This window comes from Sphingopyxis sp. LARHCG72 (assembly GCF_052871675.1).
Map to the genome: position 1 here is coordinate 116,577 of NZ_JBIXJU010000008.1, position 13,232 is coordinate 129,808.

At 65.7% G+C, this 13,232-nt stretch carries 16 protein-coding genes; 8 read left to right on the forward strand and 8 right to left on the reverse strand.

The window, feature by feature from the left end:
• The first annotated feature begins 14 nt into the window (after positions 1-14).
• Positions 15-1,697, forward strand: a complete 1,683-nt coding sequence (locus ACIPPQ_RS17600) for a putative bifunctional diguanylate cyclase/phosphodiesterase (RefSeq protein WP_446545359.1) — start codon at positions 15-17, stop codon at positions 1,695-1,697.
• Here ACIPPQ_RS17600 and ACIPPQ_RS17605 read toward each other — a convergent pair.
• From ACIPPQ_RS17605 to ACIPPQ_RS17620, 4 genes are read right to left on the reverse strand one after another with little or no spacing between them, the layout of a single operon-like run.
• Positions 1,670-2,878 (reverse strand): CCA tRNA nucleotidyltransferase, encoded by a 1,209-nt coding sequence (locus ACIPPQ_RS17605; protein ID WP_446545360.1) that lies wholly within the window; start codon positions 2,876-2,878, stop codon positions 1,670-1,672. The two genes, ACIPPQ_RS17600 and ACIPPQ_RS17605, sit on opposite strands and share 28 nt — an antisense overlap.
• Complete coding sequence (locus ACIPPQ_RS17610; protein ID WP_446545361.1) at positions 2,875-3,459, reverse strand: CoA pyrophosphatase; 585 nt, start codon at positions 3,457-3,459, stop codon at positions 2,875-2,877. Before ACIPPQ_RS17610 ends, ACIPPQ_RS17605 begins: the two co-directional genes overlap by 4 nt.
• Entirely contained in the window at positions 3,459-4,043 is a 585-nt protein-coding gene (locus ACIPPQ_RS17615) for a DUF1285 domain-containing protein (protein ID WP_446545362.1), read from the reverse strand. Before ACIPPQ_RS17615 ends, ACIPPQ_RS17610 begins: the two co-directional genes overlap by 1 nt.
• 47 nt (positions 4,044-4,090) lie before the next feature.
• Entirely contained in the window at positions 4,091-4,594 is a 504-nt protein-coding gene (locus ACIPPQ_RS17620) for a GNAT family N-acetyltransferase (protein WP_446545363.1), read from the reverse strand.
• A 79-nt stretch (positions 4,595-4,673) separates the two neighbouring features.
• On the opposite strand from ACIPPQ_RS17620, the gene ACIPPQ_RS17625 reads away from it, so the two are divergent.
• Both ACIPPQ_RS17625 and ACIPPQ_RS17630 read left to right on the forward strand, forming a co-directional pair.
• Positions 4,674-5,045 carry a dihydroneopterin aldolase gene (locus tag ACIPPQ_RS17625; protein ID WP_446545364.1) on the forward strand — a complete coding sequence of 124 codons (372 nt, stop codon included), beginning with the start codon at positions 4,674-4,676 and terminating at the stop codon, positions 5,043-5,045.
• Positions 5,042-5,803, forward strand: a complete 762-nt coding sequence (locus ACIPPQ_RS17630) for an SDR family oxidoreductase (RefSeq protein ID WP_446545365.1) — start codon at positions 5,042-5,044, stop codon at positions 5,801-5,803. The genes ACIPPQ_RS17625 and ACIPPQ_RS17630 overlap by 4 nt, the downstream gene beginning before the upstream one ends.
• A 44-nt stretch (positions 5,804-5,847) precedes the next feature.
• Here ACIPPQ_RS17630 and ACIPPQ_RS17635 read toward each other — a convergent pair whose 3' ends face one another.
• Both ACIPPQ_RS17635 and ACIPPQ_RS17640 read right to left on the reverse strand, forming a co-directional pair.
• Complete coding sequence (locus ACIPPQ_RS17635) at positions 5,848-7,281, reverse strand: NAD-dependent succinate-semialdehyde dehydrogenase (RefSeq protein ID WP_446545366.1); 1,434 nt, start codon at positions 7,279-7,281, stop codon at positions 5,848-5,850.
• A gap of 50 nt (positions 7,282-7,331) precedes the next feature.
• Entirely contained in the window at positions 7,332-7,931 is a 600-nt protein-coding gene (locus tag ACIPPQ_RS17640; RefSeq protein WP_446545367.1) for a TIGR02466 family protein, read from the reverse strand.
• Positions 7,932-7,976: 45 nt separating this feature from the next.
• Here ACIPPQ_RS17640 and ACIPPQ_RS17645 point away from each other — a divergent pair, with 45 nt between their 5' ends.
• Together ACIPPQ_RS17645 and ACIPPQ_RS17650 are read left to right on the forward strand one after the other, a co-directional pair.
• Positions 7,977-8,897: an SMP-30/gluconolactonase/LRE family protein gene (locus tag ACIPPQ_RS17645; protein ID WP_446545368.1), complete on the forward strand. Its 921-nt coding sequence runs from the start codon at positions 7,977-7,979 to the stop codon at positions 8,895-8,897.
• A 20-nt stretch (positions 8,898-8,917) separates the two neighbouring features.
• Positions 8,918-9,607, forward strand: a complete 690-nt coding sequence (locus ACIPPQ_RS17650; protein WP_446545369.1) for a VIT1/CCC1 transporter family protein — start codon at positions 8,918-8,920, stop codon at positions 9,605-9,607.
• On the opposite strand, the gene ACIPPQ_RS17655 is transcribed toward ACIPPQ_RS17650, so the two are convergent.
• Positions 9,604-9,987, reverse strand: a complete 384-nt coding sequence (locus ACIPPQ_RS17655; RefSeq protein ID WP_446545370.1) for a DUF488 domain-containing protein — start codon at positions 9,985-9,987, stop codon at positions 9,604-9,606. The two genes, ACIPPQ_RS17650 and ACIPPQ_RS17655, sit on opposite strands and share 4 nt — an antisense overlap.
• Positions 9,988-10,044: 57 nt before the next feature.
• Between ACIPPQ_RS17655 and ACIPPQ_RS17660 the strand changes: the two genes are divergently transcribed.
• From ACIPPQ_RS17660 to ACIPPQ_RS17670, 3 genes are read left to right on the forward strand one after another with little or no spacing between them, the layout of a single operon-like run.
• The gene (locus ACIPPQ_RS17660) at positions 10,045-11,151 is read left to right on the forward strand and encodes a DUF2855 family protein (RefSeq protein ID WP_446545371.1); all 1,107 of its coding nucleotides are present in this window, start codon (positions 10,045-10,047) and stop codon (positions 11,149-11,151) included.
• 51 nt (positions 11,152-11,202) lie between these two features.
• Positions 11,203-11,607 carry a hypothetical protein gene (locus ACIPPQ_RS17665; RefSeq protein WP_446545372.1) on the forward strand — a complete coding sequence of 135 codons (405 nt, stop codon included), beginning with the start codon at positions 11,203-11,205 and terminating at the stop codon, positions 11,605-11,607.
• A gap of 16 nt (positions 11,608-11,623) precedes the next feature.
• Entirely contained in the window at positions 11,624-12,283 is a 660-nt protein-coding gene (locus ACIPPQ_RS17670; protein WP_446545373.1) for an HAD-IA family hydrolase, read from the forward strand.
• Here ACIPPQ_RS17670 and ACIPPQ_RS17675 read toward each other — a convergent pair.
• Entirely contained in the window at positions 12,275-13,168 is an 894-nt protein-coding gene (locus ACIPPQ_RS17675) for a LysR family transcriptional regulator (RefSeq protein WP_446545374.1), read from the reverse strand. The two genes, ACIPPQ_RS17670 and ACIPPQ_RS17675, sit on opposite strands and share 9 nt — an antisense overlap.
• Positions 13,169-13,232 lie beyond the last annotated feature (64 nt).

The window sequence follows — 13,232 nt, forward strand, 5'->3', positions numbered from 1 at the left end:
TAAAACCCGCTGTTATGCCTATCGATAGAACCGGCGAAGACCGGCCCTTGTTGTTTGTCGGCTGGATCGACGCGCTTCCGGTTCCGGCCGCGCTCATCCGACCGATGGCGCGCGGCAACTTCCGGCTCCACGCGAGCAATGCGGCCTTCGACCGGTTGAGCCTGTCGCCGGTCGGCGTCGATGCGCCGATCGAACTGCTGCGCGCGATCGAACGGGCGTCGCAATATCCCGACGAAAGCCAGGAATTTTCATGCCAGCTCGGCGAAGGCCCCGCGGCGCGCGACCTGCGCGGATCGATCGGGCCGCTGCCCACCGAATCGGGTGACGACGGGTTGTTCCTGCTGACGCTGATCGACCGCACGCAGGAAATGATGACCGAGCGCAATCTGCGCCGCGAACTCGTCTCCGACAGCCTGACCGGCCTCCCCAACCGCGCCGGGTTCGAGGAGCTGGTCGAACAGCGCGCCCGCGTCGAGGGTCCCGGCGCCGACCATGCGATCCTGCTGCTCGACCTAGCGCGCTTTTCGCGCATCAACGAACATATCGGCCCGATGGCCGGCGACGAACTCATCATCACCGTCGCGCGGCGGCTGAAATCGAGCCTGCGCAGCGGCGACATATTGGCGCGCACCGGCGGCGACGAATTCGCGATCTCGTCGCGTGTCACGGGCGGCCGCGCCGATGTGCGCGAGATGGCGCGGCGCATCCGCGGCTGTTTCGATCACCCGTTCCGGATCGGCGAACTCAAGGTCAGCGTCGACTGCGCTTTGGGCTGCGCAATCCAGCCGGCAGCTGACACCGATGTCGCCGATCAGATCCGTCATGCCCAAATCGCGCTCAAACGCGCGAAGCAGACCGACCGCATCGAAATCTACGAACCCGAAGCCGCGATGCTGTCGGACAACCGGTTCGGGCTCGAGACCGAACTGCGCAATGCGATCGAGGAAGACAGGCTCCACCTCGCCTTCCAGCCGCTGATCGAACTCGCGAGCGGCCGCGTCGCCGGGTTCGAAGCGCTTGCCCGCTGGGACAACAGCAACGGCCATTCGGTATCGCCAACCGAATTCATCCCGATCGCCGAGGATTCGGGGCTGATCGTGCCGCTCGGCCAATGGGCGATCGGCAAAGCCGCGGCGGTGCTTGCCGAATGGGACAAGCAGAATGGCGGCGCAATCGTCGATGCCTATTTCTCGGTCAATGTCTCGGCAATCCAGCTGGTGCGCGACGATGTCGCGGCGGTCGTTCGCCAGGCCCTCGAGGCGCACAAGATCGGCGGCGAGCGATTGATGATCGAACTCACCGAAAGCGCGATCATCGGCGACCCCGACCTCGCGCTGTCGGTGCTGAGCGAGCTGAAGGCGCTAGACGCACGCGTCGCGATGGACGATTTCGGCACCGGCTATTCGAACCTTGCCTATCTCCAGCGCCTGCCGATCGACGTGCTCAAGATCGATCGCAGCTTCGTCGAACATATGGTCGACGACCGCGACAAGGTGGCGATCGTCCGCACGATCCAGAGCCTTGCCGAAGTGCTCGGAATGCGCACCACCGCAGAGGGTGTCGAAACCGCCGATCAGGCGCGGCTGCTGTCGGCGCTCGGCTGCGATTTCGGACAGGGTTTCCTCTTCGCGCGGCCGATGGATAGTGTCGCCGCGCTCGATTACTGGCGTCAGTCGCTCGCGCGCCCGATCTTCTGATCGACGAGCTGCGCGACAAGCTCGGCGACCCTGGCAGCATCCGGAAAATCCTCCGCCACCCATTCGACCTCGACCGCCTTCAGGATGCGGGCAACGTCCGGTCCCGCAGCAATCCCGCGCGCAACGATGTCGCCGCCCTTGAGCGGCAGTTCGGGAACGGTCCAGCCCGACAGCGCTTGCACCGCGCCGGGATCGCCTCCGAGCAGGTGGACATCGCGCGCGGCGTCGACGCCGATCGCGTGCGCGAGTTGCCGAACCGGGCGCGTGACGTCGGAGCGGCTCCCGCCAAGCGCCGCCAGATGTTTGCGCTGCCGTGTCGATAGGCGCAGCCGGCTCGCAACCTGTTCGGCGATCGCCGCATCGGCGGGAAGCAGCGCCGACAGCCGGCGCAGCGGCGCAATGGTCGCCCCCGCAGCCTCTTCATTCGCCAGCAGCCGGTCGAGCGCGACGGCAAAACCCGCATCGAGTTCGGGCAGCAACACCTCGAAAATTCCGTCGGCCGCCATCTGTCCGGCGATCGCGCGAGGGTCGGGAAGTGCAAGAATCTTGAGGAGCTCGTCGGCAATCCGCTCGCGCGACAGGCTCTTGAGCGACTGGCGCGCGGTCACCACCGCGGCATGGCTGACCGGATCGAGCGCCCCATGTCCGAAACGCGCCGCGAACCGATAGAAGCGGAGGATACGCAAATGATCCTCGGCAATCCGCGTCGCGGCGTCGCCGATGAAAGCGACGCGCCCGGCCTCCAGATCGGCGAGACCGCCGAACCAGTCGTCGACGGCGCCGGTATCGGGGTCGGCGTAGAGCGCGTTGATCGTGAAGTCGCGCCGCGCCGCATCATCGCGCCAGTCGTCGGCGAAGGCGATTGTCGCGCGTCGCCCGTCGGTTTCGACGTCGCGGCGCAGCGTGGTGATCTCGTGATGGTCGCCGCTCGCGATCGCGGTGACGGTGCCGTGTGCGATACCCGTCGGGATCACCTTGATATCGGCAGCTTCGAGCCGCCGCGTTACCTCCTGGGGGAGCAGCGGGGTTGCGAGGTCGATGTCGGCAACGGGCAAGCCAAGCAGCGTGTCGCGCACCGCGCCGCCGACCGCCTTGACCGCGCCGCCATCGGCGCTCAGCGCAGCGACGATCCGCCGCAGTCCCGGCCGTTCGCGCCATTCGGCGTCGGGCAGCAACGTCACCGGTGCCAGCCCGCCGGCAAACGCCGCGCCAGATTGATGATGATCCCCGCCGTCACACCCCAGATCCGCCGTCCCTGCCAGTCCATGTCATAATAATGGCGGTCGTGCCCCTGCCAATTGGCATGTTGGCGCGCATAATTGTCGGGATCGAACAATATGTCGAGCGGCACCTCGAACCAGTCCTCGACCTCGTCGGGATTGGGATCGAACGCGATATCCGGCGGGATGACGCCGAGCACCGGGGTGATCAGATAGCCGCTGCCCGAACGATAAGGTTCGGTCACCCCAGCGACCATCACATCGCGGCGACTGAGCCCGATTTCCTCCTCGGCCTCACGCAGCGCCGCGTCGACCGCGTCGCGATCGCCCGGATCGATCTTGCCGCCCGGAAAGGCGACCTGCCCGGCATGGCTGCGCAGCCACTGCGGCCGCTGGGTCAAGATGACGCCGGGGTCGGGGCGGTCGGTGAAGGCGATCAGCACCGCGGCATCGCGCAGCGTCGGCATGCCGAGATAGGTCTCGTCCTCGCCCGCGTCGGGCAACAGATTGCCCAGCGCCGCATTCAGCTTTTCGGAAAGCATCAGGCGGCCACCAGCGGAAAGCGCTCGCCGTTCGACCAGATCGCGGGATGCCCGTCGCCTTCGGCCAGCGCCATCTCGACGATGTCGTAATAGAGCGCCCGGTCGATCCGCGCCTCGAGCCCATGATCGAGCGCGCCGCGCACATGCAGCCGCGGATCGGGATCGTCGGGGTCGGACCCGAACGTCAGCGGATGATCGGCACCCGCCATCACGAGATCGTCGGTGTCGAGACGAAAGACGAGCTTCCGCGTCCGTCCCTCGCCTTCGCTTTTCATCTCGACGGCGCGAAAGGGCGTGTCCTCGACGGCGATCACCAATTTCTCGGCGGGCGTGACAAGGACATGGCTGCCGTCGGGTTCGCGGCGCAATATCGTCGAGAAGAGTTTGACCATCGCGGGGCGGTTGATGCGGCCGCCCTCGTGATACCAGCTGCCGTCGGCACGAATTTCCATCGCACTGTCACCCGCGCGTTCGGGGTGCCAGCTTTCGACCGGCGGCAATTTGCGTGCCGCAAGCAGTTCGGCGGCTTCGGTCAGCGAGAGCTGAGAAAAATCTTTCGGAAGCGAGGGCGCGGGGCTGACCATCCGTCCGACATAGGCGGACGGACGGCGCGTGCAACCCCCGCAAGGGGTCAGCGCGGTCCGATCATCCCCGCGCCCGTCGGCAGGGCGTGCCCGTTCACCGCGCGCGCGAGCAAGCGCCGTTTCTCATACGGCCCCGGCAAATCCCACGCTCCCGTCGCATCGGCGTCGAAACCGAAAAAGCGCCCATAATATTCGGGATCGCCGATCATCATCAGCGCGCTGTCCGCCTGCGTTTCCGCCGCCTCGAGCATATGCGCCATCAACGCACGGCCGTGCCCGCCGCGCTGGAGGTCGGGACGCACCGCGACGGGACCCACCATCACGAGCGGCGTCGCGGCACCGTCGGGCGTGCGATGCGCGACGGGCCAGCACTGGATCGTGCCGACCAGCGCGCCATCCTCGACGAGCGCGAAGCTCAGCGCCGGCACCGCATCCACGCCTGCGCGGATGCGGTAGGCGGTTCGTCCAAAGCGATCCGTCCCGAAAGCGGCGTCGAGGAGATCCTCGACCGCCTGCGGTTCGATATCGGACAATGGAAGTAACTCGACCAACGCGTACCCTTTCGCTAATGCGGCGGCGCTTTAGGGACCGGGGGCGCGGTTGCAAACCCCCGACGGACAGGAAATTCTTGTGACCGATACATTGTGGCTGGAGGTGGACGGCCTGACCGTCGACGTGCTGACCGGCATCTATTCCGAAGAAACCCACCTGCCGCAGCCGTTGCGCATCTCGGTGCGCGCGAAGCTGGCGATGGCCGATCATTATGATCCGACCACCCCGCTCAGCGCGTCGAAAAATTATATGCACCTGAAATTCGCGGCGACCGAGGGCATTCCGAAGGACGTGCATTTCGTGCTGATCGAAAGCGTCGCCGACCATATCATCGACACGCTTTTCCTGCAGGACGAAAAGGTCGACGAAGTCGAGGTCAAGATCGTCAAGCTCGCGATCGCCGAGGAAGGCGAACAGATCGGCATCACAATGCGGCGCGTGCGCAAGTGACGCAAAAGCTCGCTCTCGTCACGGGCGGGCTCCACCGCGTCGGCGCCGCGATTTCGGCGCGGCTGGCGCGCGAAGGCTATGCGCTGGCGATCCACAAGCGCAGCCCGGGCGACGCCGATTCGGTGTTGGCCGATGCACTCGCCGAAACCGGCGCGCTCAGTCACCGCTTCGCCGCCGACCTCGCCGATCCGGCCGCCGTCGCCGCCCTGATCCCCGCGGTAATCGAGAAGTTCGGCCGGGCACCCGACCTGCTCGTCAACAATGCCGCGCTCTTTGCCGAGGGCGAATGGGCCGATCTGTCGGCCGCGTCCCTCGCCGAGATGATGCAGGTCAATCATCATGCACCGGTGATGCTCGCCAAGACCCTCGTCGCCGCGAGCGAAGGCCGGCGCCCGGCGATCGTCAATATCGTCGACCAGCGCGTCGTCCATCCGGTGCCCGACCAGATTGCCTATAGCTTGTCGAAATCGGCGCTGTGGCAGGCGACGGCGACGCTGGCCGTCGCGTTCGGGAACCGCGCGCGCGTCAATGCCGTCGCACCCGGGCTGACGCTGGCGACCGACGACTATTCGGCGGCGCAGGTCGAGCGGCTGGCGAAACTCATGCCGCTCGGCGCGTTGCCGACCCCGGCGCAGATCGCCGACGCGGTCATCTATCTTGCGCGTGCGGAAGCAGTCACCGGGCAGACGATCTTCGTCGACGGCGGTGCGCACCTCGCGCCGATGGCGCGCGATTTCGTGGCGCTGGAGCGGGATTGAATAAGATCCTCCCGATCGCGAAGCGTTGGGGAGCATCTTGAACTTCAGTAAATATGCACCGCCTTGGTGACGAGATAGCCGTCGAGCCCTTCGGGCCCGCTCTCGCTACCGAAGCCCGATTCCTTGATCCCGCCGAACGGCGCGTCGAGCGCCGAGATGACGAAGCTGTTCACCCCGACCATGCCGCTTTCGATGCTGTCGACGATGCGGTTGATGCGGCGGCCATTCTCCGTGAACGCGAAGGAGGCCAAGCCGTAGGGCAAGCGGTTCGCCTGTTCGAGCGCCTCATCCTCGGTCCCGAACGGACGGATCAGCGCCATCGGGCCGAAGGGTTCGTTGTTCATCGCGTCGGCCTCGACCGGCACATCGGCGATCGCGGTCGGCTGGAAGAAATAACCGTCGCCGGTCGCCTCGCCCCCCGCGATCACACGCGCGCCCTTGGCCTTCGCATCGGCGACCAGCGCCTCCAATGCGGGAATGCGCCGCGCGTTGGCGAGCGGGCCCATCTGCGTGTCGGCATCGAGCCCGCTACCAATCTTCACCTTCGCCGTCCGCTCGGCAAAGCCCTTCACAAAGGCGTCGTAAATGCCCTGCTGGACATAGAAGCGCGTCGGCGAGATGCAGACTTGCCCGGCGTTGCGGAATTTCTGCCACACGACCTTGTCGAGCGTCGCCTCGAGGTCGCAATCGTCGAACACCAGCACCGGCGCATGGCCGCCGAGTTCCATCGTGATCCGCTTCACCCCGTCCGCGGCGAGCTTCATCAGATGCTTGCCGACCGCGGTCGAGCCGGTGAAGCTGACCTTGCGGATAACCGGGCTCGCGAGCAAATGGCGGCTGATCTGGTCGGGGTCGCCATAGACGAGCTGGACGACATCGCCGGGGATACCCGCATCGGCGATGCAGCGCATGATCGCGCTGGTGCAGCCCGGCGTTTCCTCGGGTGCCTTGGCGATCACGACGCAGCCTGCGGCGAGCGCGGGGGCGATCTTCTTGACCATCAGGTTGACCGGGAAGTTCCACGGGCTGAAGCCCGCGACCGGGCCGACCGGATGCTTGGTGACCATCGCGCGCTGGCCGAGCGGGCGCTGGAGCACGCGGCCCTCGATGCGCTTGCCCTGCTCGGCGAAATAATCGAACAGCCCCGCCGCCGACAGCACTTCGCCGCGCGCCTCAGCGATCGGCTTGCCCTGTTCGAGCGTGAGCAGCGTCGCGATATGCTCGACGCGCTCGCGGATGATCCCCGCGGCCTTGTGCATCAGCGCCGCGCGCTCGTCGGGCGTCTTCGCGCGCCAGACGGGCCAGCCGCGTTCGGCCGCGGCGAGCGCCTCGTCGAGATCGGCCGCGGTCGCGACGGGCAGTTCGGCGATCGTCCCCGCGGTCGCGGGGTTATAAACCGGCCGCTCGTCGCGCCCCTCGCCGCTCCGCCAGGCACCGTTGATGAAGAGCTGGAGGTCGGCGTCGTAGGTCGCGGTCATGAGAGGTCCTTTGCCAAGGAGGTGGGGGATGGCGGCGATATAGGACCGGCTCAGCGATAGTTAAAGCTGATGCTGATGCGTTCGCCCTTGCCGCTGTGCGGCATCACTTCGTGGCGCAGCCAGCTTTCCCACAGGAAGATGCGGCCCGCAGCAGGCTCGGCGTAAATGAAGGGATGCAGATGCGCGGGCGCGTCGTCGGTGCGCCCAGGGGCCGCCATCAGCATCGCGAGGCGCGGGTCCTCGAGCTTGAGCGCGCCCGATCCCGGCGGAACCGCAACATAGAAAGTCCCCGACACGATGCTGTGCGGATGGATATGCCCGCTATGCGTCCCGCCGGGTTTCAGAATATTGACCCACAGGCTGTCGAGTTTCAGCGGTTTCGCAAGGTCGAAATGGCAGGCCTTGGCGAACGCCTTCACTTCCTTGTCGAGAAGACGCTTCAGATCGTGGAACGCCGGGTCGCGCTCGGGCAGATCTCCAAGGCTCGCATAGCTGGTGTAGCCCTTGTAGCCATGCTCGCGGCTCCAGCGCCGTCCCGCGCCGTCCTCTTCGGCGAACAGGCGGCTGCTTTCCTCCAGCTCTTCGAGCAGGTCGGGCGTGCCGATATCGGCCTCGTAGAAATTTGTGGCGAAGAGCGTGCGAACGGGCATGATGGCCGCAAAGCATAGGACGCACGCAAGAGCAAGGGAGAGGCTATGGCCGAGTTTGAACTGATCGCCGACGGATTGCGCTTTCCCGAGGCGCCGGTCGTGATGGACGACGGCAGTATCATCGTCGTCGAGATCGAGGCGAAACGCATCACGCGCTGCTGGCCCGGCGGCAGGAAAGAGGTCGTCGCGACCCCCGGCGGCGGCCCCAACGGCCTTGCGATCGGTCCCGACGGCAAGCTCTATTGCTGCAACAACGGCGGCTTCAACTATGTCGAATCGAACGGCTATCTTGCGCCGCACGGCATCGCCGACGATTATTCCGGCGGGCGGATCGAGCGCATCGACATCGAAACCGGCGAGGTCGAGATCCTATACAAGACGGGCGACCATGGCGTCACCCTGCGCGGGCCCAATGACATCATGTTCGACGCGCATGGTGGCTTCTGGTTCACCGACCATGGCAAGGTCGACTATGCGAAGCGCGTGCACGACATTGTCGGCATTTTTTACGCGAAAGCCGACGGTAGCTTTATCGAGGAAGTGATCTTCCCGAGCTACAATCCCAACGGCATCGGCATCTCGCCCGACGGGACCAAGCTTTATGCCGCCGAAACCTATACCTGCCGCCTGACCCAGTTCAACATCGTCGCGCCGGGCAAGGTCGACGACAGCGCGGGCCCGGGCGGCCCCGGCATCCCGCTCTATCGCCCCGCGGGCTACAAGTTCTTCGACAGCCTCGCGATGGAGGCGAACGGCAATATCTGCGTCGCGACGATCGGCGAATGCGGGATCAGCGTCGTGTCGCCGCAGGGCGAACTGGTCGAATTCGTCGCGACCGACGATATCTTCACCACCAATATTGCCTTCGGCGGACCCGACCGGCAGGATGCCTATCTGACGCTGTCGGGTACCGGGCGGCTGGTCAAGACACGTTGGGCCCGGCCCGGACTGCAACTGCAATATTAGGGGCCGGAGACGTAAATTTCATGCACGCCGAAACCCACGCCGTCACGCGGATCGGATGGTTGCGCGCCGCAATCCTCGGCGCCAACGACGGGATCGTATCGACCGCGAGCCTGATCGCGGGCGTTGCGGCAGCAGGAGCGACCCAGTCGTCGATCCTCGTCACTGGCACCGCGGGGCTCGTCGCGGGCGCGATGTCGATGGCGGCGGGCGAATATGTGTCGGTGAGCTCACAAGGCGACGCCGAAAAATCGGACATCGAGCTGGAAAAACGCCATCTCGCCGCCGATCCCGAATATGAGCTTGAGGAGCTGACGCTGATCTACGAGGAGCGCGGGCTCAGCCGCGCGCTGGCCGAACAGGTCGCGGCAGAGCTCACCGCGCACAACGCGCTCGACACCCATTTGCGCGACGAGCTGGGCATGACCGATACGATGGCGGCGCGACCGGTTCAGGCGGCGGCGGCTTCGGCGGCGAGCTTCGCGATCGGCGCCGCCTTGCCGCTGGGGACGGTGCTGGTCGATCGGGGCGACTCGCTGCCGCTCACGGTCTCCGCCGCATCGCTGGTTTTTCTCGCAATCCTCGGCGCCCTCGGGGCGCGGGCGGGCAATGCTCCGATGCTGCGGCCGGTCATCCGCGTGACCTTCTGGGGAGCGTTTGCCATGGCAGCGACGATCGCGATCGGATCGCTGCTCGGAACAACGCTGGGCTAGCGCCGCTCCAGCCACTCGCGGAGCGCGACGGCGTTGTTCCGCTCCTCGCTCTTCGCGGCATAGAGCAAGGTCACCGGCCCCGCCGTTTCCGCCGCGTCGAGGGCGAAAAGCGCCGCTTTTACCTCTTCGCCGCCCGCATCGAGTTCGGCGAAATAGTCGAGCCGGAATTCATCCCATGCTTCGTCCGAATCGGCGGTTTCGCCGTGGAAACGCTTGCGCAGCCCGTCGCTCGGCGACAGCGGCTTGAGCCATGCCGCGAGCGCCGCCTTCTCCTTCGACACACCGCGCGGCCACAGCCGGTCGACGAGGAAGCGCGCGCCGTCATCGGGACCGGCCGGTTCATGAATGCGTTTGACCGCGATTGTCAGGGGCTTCGCCATCTGTATGACTATCGATCATCCCGCATTCGCGGGCAAGTCCATCGGAGGGGTCCGGACATGAGCGCAGCAAGCTGGGCGATCGACATCGATCGCGACGATATCACGCAAGCTAAATTGGTCGGCGAGCCCGACACCCCGCTGACACCGGGACAGGTCCGCGTCCACCTCGACAGCTATGCGATGACCGCGAACAACATCACTTACGCGGTGTTCGGTAAACCGGCGGGCCTCTTTGGCAACGATCAGGGCTATTGGGATTTCTTCGCCGAGCGAGACACCCCCGGCCGCCTCCCCGTCTGGGGCTTTGCGACGGTGACCGAAAGCACCGCCGAGGGTACCGCGGTCGGCGAGCGCTTCTATGGCTATTATCCGATGGCGAGCGATGCGGTGCTCACCGTCGGCAAGGCCGGTCCGGGCGGGTTCACCGATGTGACGCCGCGCCGCACCACCCTTCCCCCCATCTATAACAATTATCAGCGGATCGAGGCGCTGCCCGATTATCGCGCCGCCGACCATGATTATTGGCCGGTCTTCCGCCCGCTGTTCCTTACCGGCTGGCTGATCGCCGACCAGTTCGAGGATGAGGGCGATTATGGCGTCCAGCAAATCCTGATCGCGAGCGCGTCGAGCAAGACCGCGATCGGCCTTGGCTTCTCCATCAGGCAGCGGCCCGAACCGCGCCCCGAAACCGTGGGTCTGACCAGCGCCGCCAATGTCGACGCGCTCGCCGCACAAGGCATCTACGACCGCGTGATCAGCTATGACCAGATCATGACGCTCAACGCGGCCACCCCCGCGGCGCTGGTCGACATGGCGGGCAATGGCGCTGTGACGCGCGTGGTACACAGCCATTTCGGAAACAATCTCAAAGCGTCGATCATCGTCGGCAAGTCGCACTGGGACGCGCAGACCGATGGCGAGGGGCTCCCCGGCCCCGAACGGCAGGGCTTTTTCGCGCCGGGCCGCAGCCAGAAGCGCATCGCCGACTGGGGCGGCCCCGCGTTCGGGCAGAAAATCGCCGAAGCCTGGCTCGCCTTCATGGACATTGCGCCGCGGCTGGCTTCGGTCGATAAGCGCCGCGGCGGCGATGCGGCGCTCGCTGCCTATCGGGAGATGCTCTCGGGACAGGCCGACCCCAAAAAGGGAATCGTCGTCGTCCCATGAGGGTCGCGTGGGAGCAGTCCCTTTCATCGCCGCAGGACGAAAGGACCGACCATGCTACGTAGCCTTGTTGTCGCCACCTCGCTCGCCTTTTCGCTTCTAGCCGGAGCGGCGTTTGCCGAACCGCCGAAAGCCGCACCCGCACACAAGGCCGACCTCGCCGATCGCGTTGCCGGCACCTACAAGGGTGCGGTCGCGTCCGATGCGCGCGGATCGTCGCGCGACAATGTGACGATCACCGTGACCCGCACCGGCCCGAACAGGGTTGAGATCAAATCGGACTATCCGCGCATCCCGACCGTCACCATCGCGCTTGAGCAAGCGATGGACGCGATCCTCGCCGCGAGCGGCCCGTCGGTCTTCCTGCTCGACACGGTTCGTTCGCCCGGCCGGCTCGACCTCACCATCGACGACGCAAGCTGGTCGGGCAATCGCATTGCCACTCCCGCCAAGAAATAAGGTTGCTCTCTCTCGCATGACTTACACGACCGTTATTTTCGACTTCGGCGGCGTCATCACCGCCTCGCCGTTCGAAGCCTTCAATCGCCTTGAGGAAGAGCGCGGGCTGCCGCGCGATTTCGTCCGCCGCGTCAACGCCGCCAACCCCGACGGCAACGCCTGGGCGAAGTTCGAGCGCGCCGAGATCGATGCCGCCGCGTTCGATGCACTGTTCGCCGAAGAAGCCCGCGCGCTGGGGCATGAGCTGGAGGGCGAAGCCGTCCTTGCGGTCATCGCAGGGGCGGTGCGTCCGGCAATGGTCGTGGCGCTAGATACGCTGAAGGCACGCGGCTTCACTATCGCCTGCATCACGAACAATGTCCCCGGCGGCAAGATGGGCGTTCGCGGCGCGGGCATGACGCGCAGCGAGGAAGCCGCGATCGAGGTCGCCGACATTATGGCGCGCTTCGCGCATGTGATCGAATCGAGCAAGGCGGGCGTACGCAAGCCCGATCCGCGCATCTATCTGATGATGTGCGAGAAACTGGGCGTCGAACCCGCCGAGTGCATCTATCTCGACGACCTCGGGATCAACTGCAAACCCGCGAGCCAGCTCGGGATGCACGCGATCAAGGTCACGAGCGGAGAGCAGGCGCTCGCCGACCTGTCGGCGGCGCTGGAGATGCCCCTACCCTGACGCTTCGGCGATGTTGAGGCGCGCGGCGCGGGCAAATATTTCGGCGAGAACCGGCTCGGTATCCGCGACCCGCATCGCAACGTGAAATTCGACCGGCGCAAGCGCCGGCATTTCCGCCATTTCGACGAGCGCGCCACCCGCCACTTCGCTGCGGACCATCGGGCGCGGGAAAATGCCGATCCCGCCGCCCGCCTTCGCAATGTCGATCATCGTCCGCGCATTGTTGCAGAGATTGAGCGATTTCTGCGCGATCCGCGATGCCTGGATCGCGTCGCGCATCCGCCCGTGAATCGGCGAATGGCTCGCGAGAGACCAGACGGGCAGCATCGCTTCGCCACCGGCGAAGGCTGAGGCGATGGCGGGGCTCGCGAGCCACACCAGCTCGACCTCGCCGATCGGGCAGGTCTTCAGCGCCGGATGCGCGATCGGCCCCGCTGCAAAGGCCATGTCGGTGCGCCCGGTCAGAAGCTGCTGGATCAGGTTCGCGGTCAGGTCGATTTCGATTTCGAGTCCGACATTGGGCATGTCGGCCTTGAGTCCCGCGACGAAGGCGGGAAGGCAACTCGCCGCCGCAATCTCGCCGGCACCGATCCGCACCACGCCGCTCGCCTCGCCATAGCCGCCGCTGCCGAGCAGCGCATATTGCATGTCGCGCAGCAGCGGATCGCAGTCGCGCACCAGCTTGCGCCCCGCCGCGGTCAGCGACATCGCGCGTCCCTCGCGCCGGAACAGCGCTGTCCCCAATCTTTGTTCGAGCTCGCGCATTCGCGCCGACACCGTTGGCTGGGTGGTGTTCAGCCGCTCGGCCGCCGCCGAAAAGGTGCCAAGCCGGTCGATCCACAGCAATGTTTCGAGATGATAGAGCGAGACGCGATTGATAGACATTGTTTATGTATAATCCAAAAATCGAACAATTAGAATTGATGGATCAAATGCGCCAATGTTGCGC

Bases quoted from the DNA above. Each gene is read 5' to 3' on its own strand.
- ACIPPQ_RS17600 (WP_446545359.1), top strand. From the start codon at position 15: ATGCCTATCGATAGAACCGGCGAAGACCGGCCCTTGTTGTTTGTCGGC.
- ACIPPQ_RS17610 (WP_446545361.1), bottom strand. From the start codon at position 3,459: ATGCTTTCCGAAAAGCTGAATGCGGCGCTGGGCAATCTGTTGCCCGAC.
- ACIPPQ_RS17615 (WP_446545362.1), bottom strand. From the start codon at position 4,043: ATGGTCAGCCCCGCGCCCTCGCTTCCGAAAGATTTTTCTCAGCTCTCG.
- ACIPPQ_RS17635 (WP_446545366.1), bottom strand. From the start codon at position 7,281: ATGACCGCGACCTACGACGCCGACCTCCAGCTCTTCATCAACGGTGCC.
- ACIPPQ_RS17640 (WP_446545367.1), bottom strand. From the start codon at position 7,931: ATGCCCGTTCGCACGCTCTTCGCCACAAATTTCTACGAGGCCGATATC.
- ACIPPQ_RS17645 (WP_446545368.1), top strand. From the start codon at position 7,977: ATGGCCGAGTTTGAACTGATCGCCGACGGATTGCGCTTTCCCGAGGCG.
- ACIPPQ_RS17650 (WP_446545369.1), top strand. From the start codon at position 8,918: ATGCACGCCGAAACCCACGCCGTCACGCGGATCGGATGGTTGCGCGCC.
- ACIPPQ_RS17655 (WP_446545370.1), bottom strand. From the start codon at position 9,987: ATGGCGAAGCCCCTGACAATCGCGGTCAAACGCATTCATGAACCGGCC.
- ACIPPQ_RS17660 (WP_446545371.1), top strand. From the start codon at position 10,045: ATGAGCGCAGCAAGCTGGGCGATCGACATCGATCGCGACGATATCACG.
- ACIPPQ_RS17665 (WP_446545372.1), top strand. From the start codon at position 11,203: ATGCTACGTAGCCTTGTTGTCGCCACCTCGCTCGCCTTTTCGCTTCTA.
- ACIPPQ_RS17670 (WP_446545373.1), top strand. From the start codon at position 11,624: ATGACTTACACGACCGTTATTTTCGACTTCGGCGGCGTCATCACCGCC.
- ACIPPQ_RS17675 (WP_446545374.1), bottom strand. From the start codon at position 13,168: ATGTCTATCAATCGCGTCTCGCTCTATCATCTCGAAACATTGCTGTGG.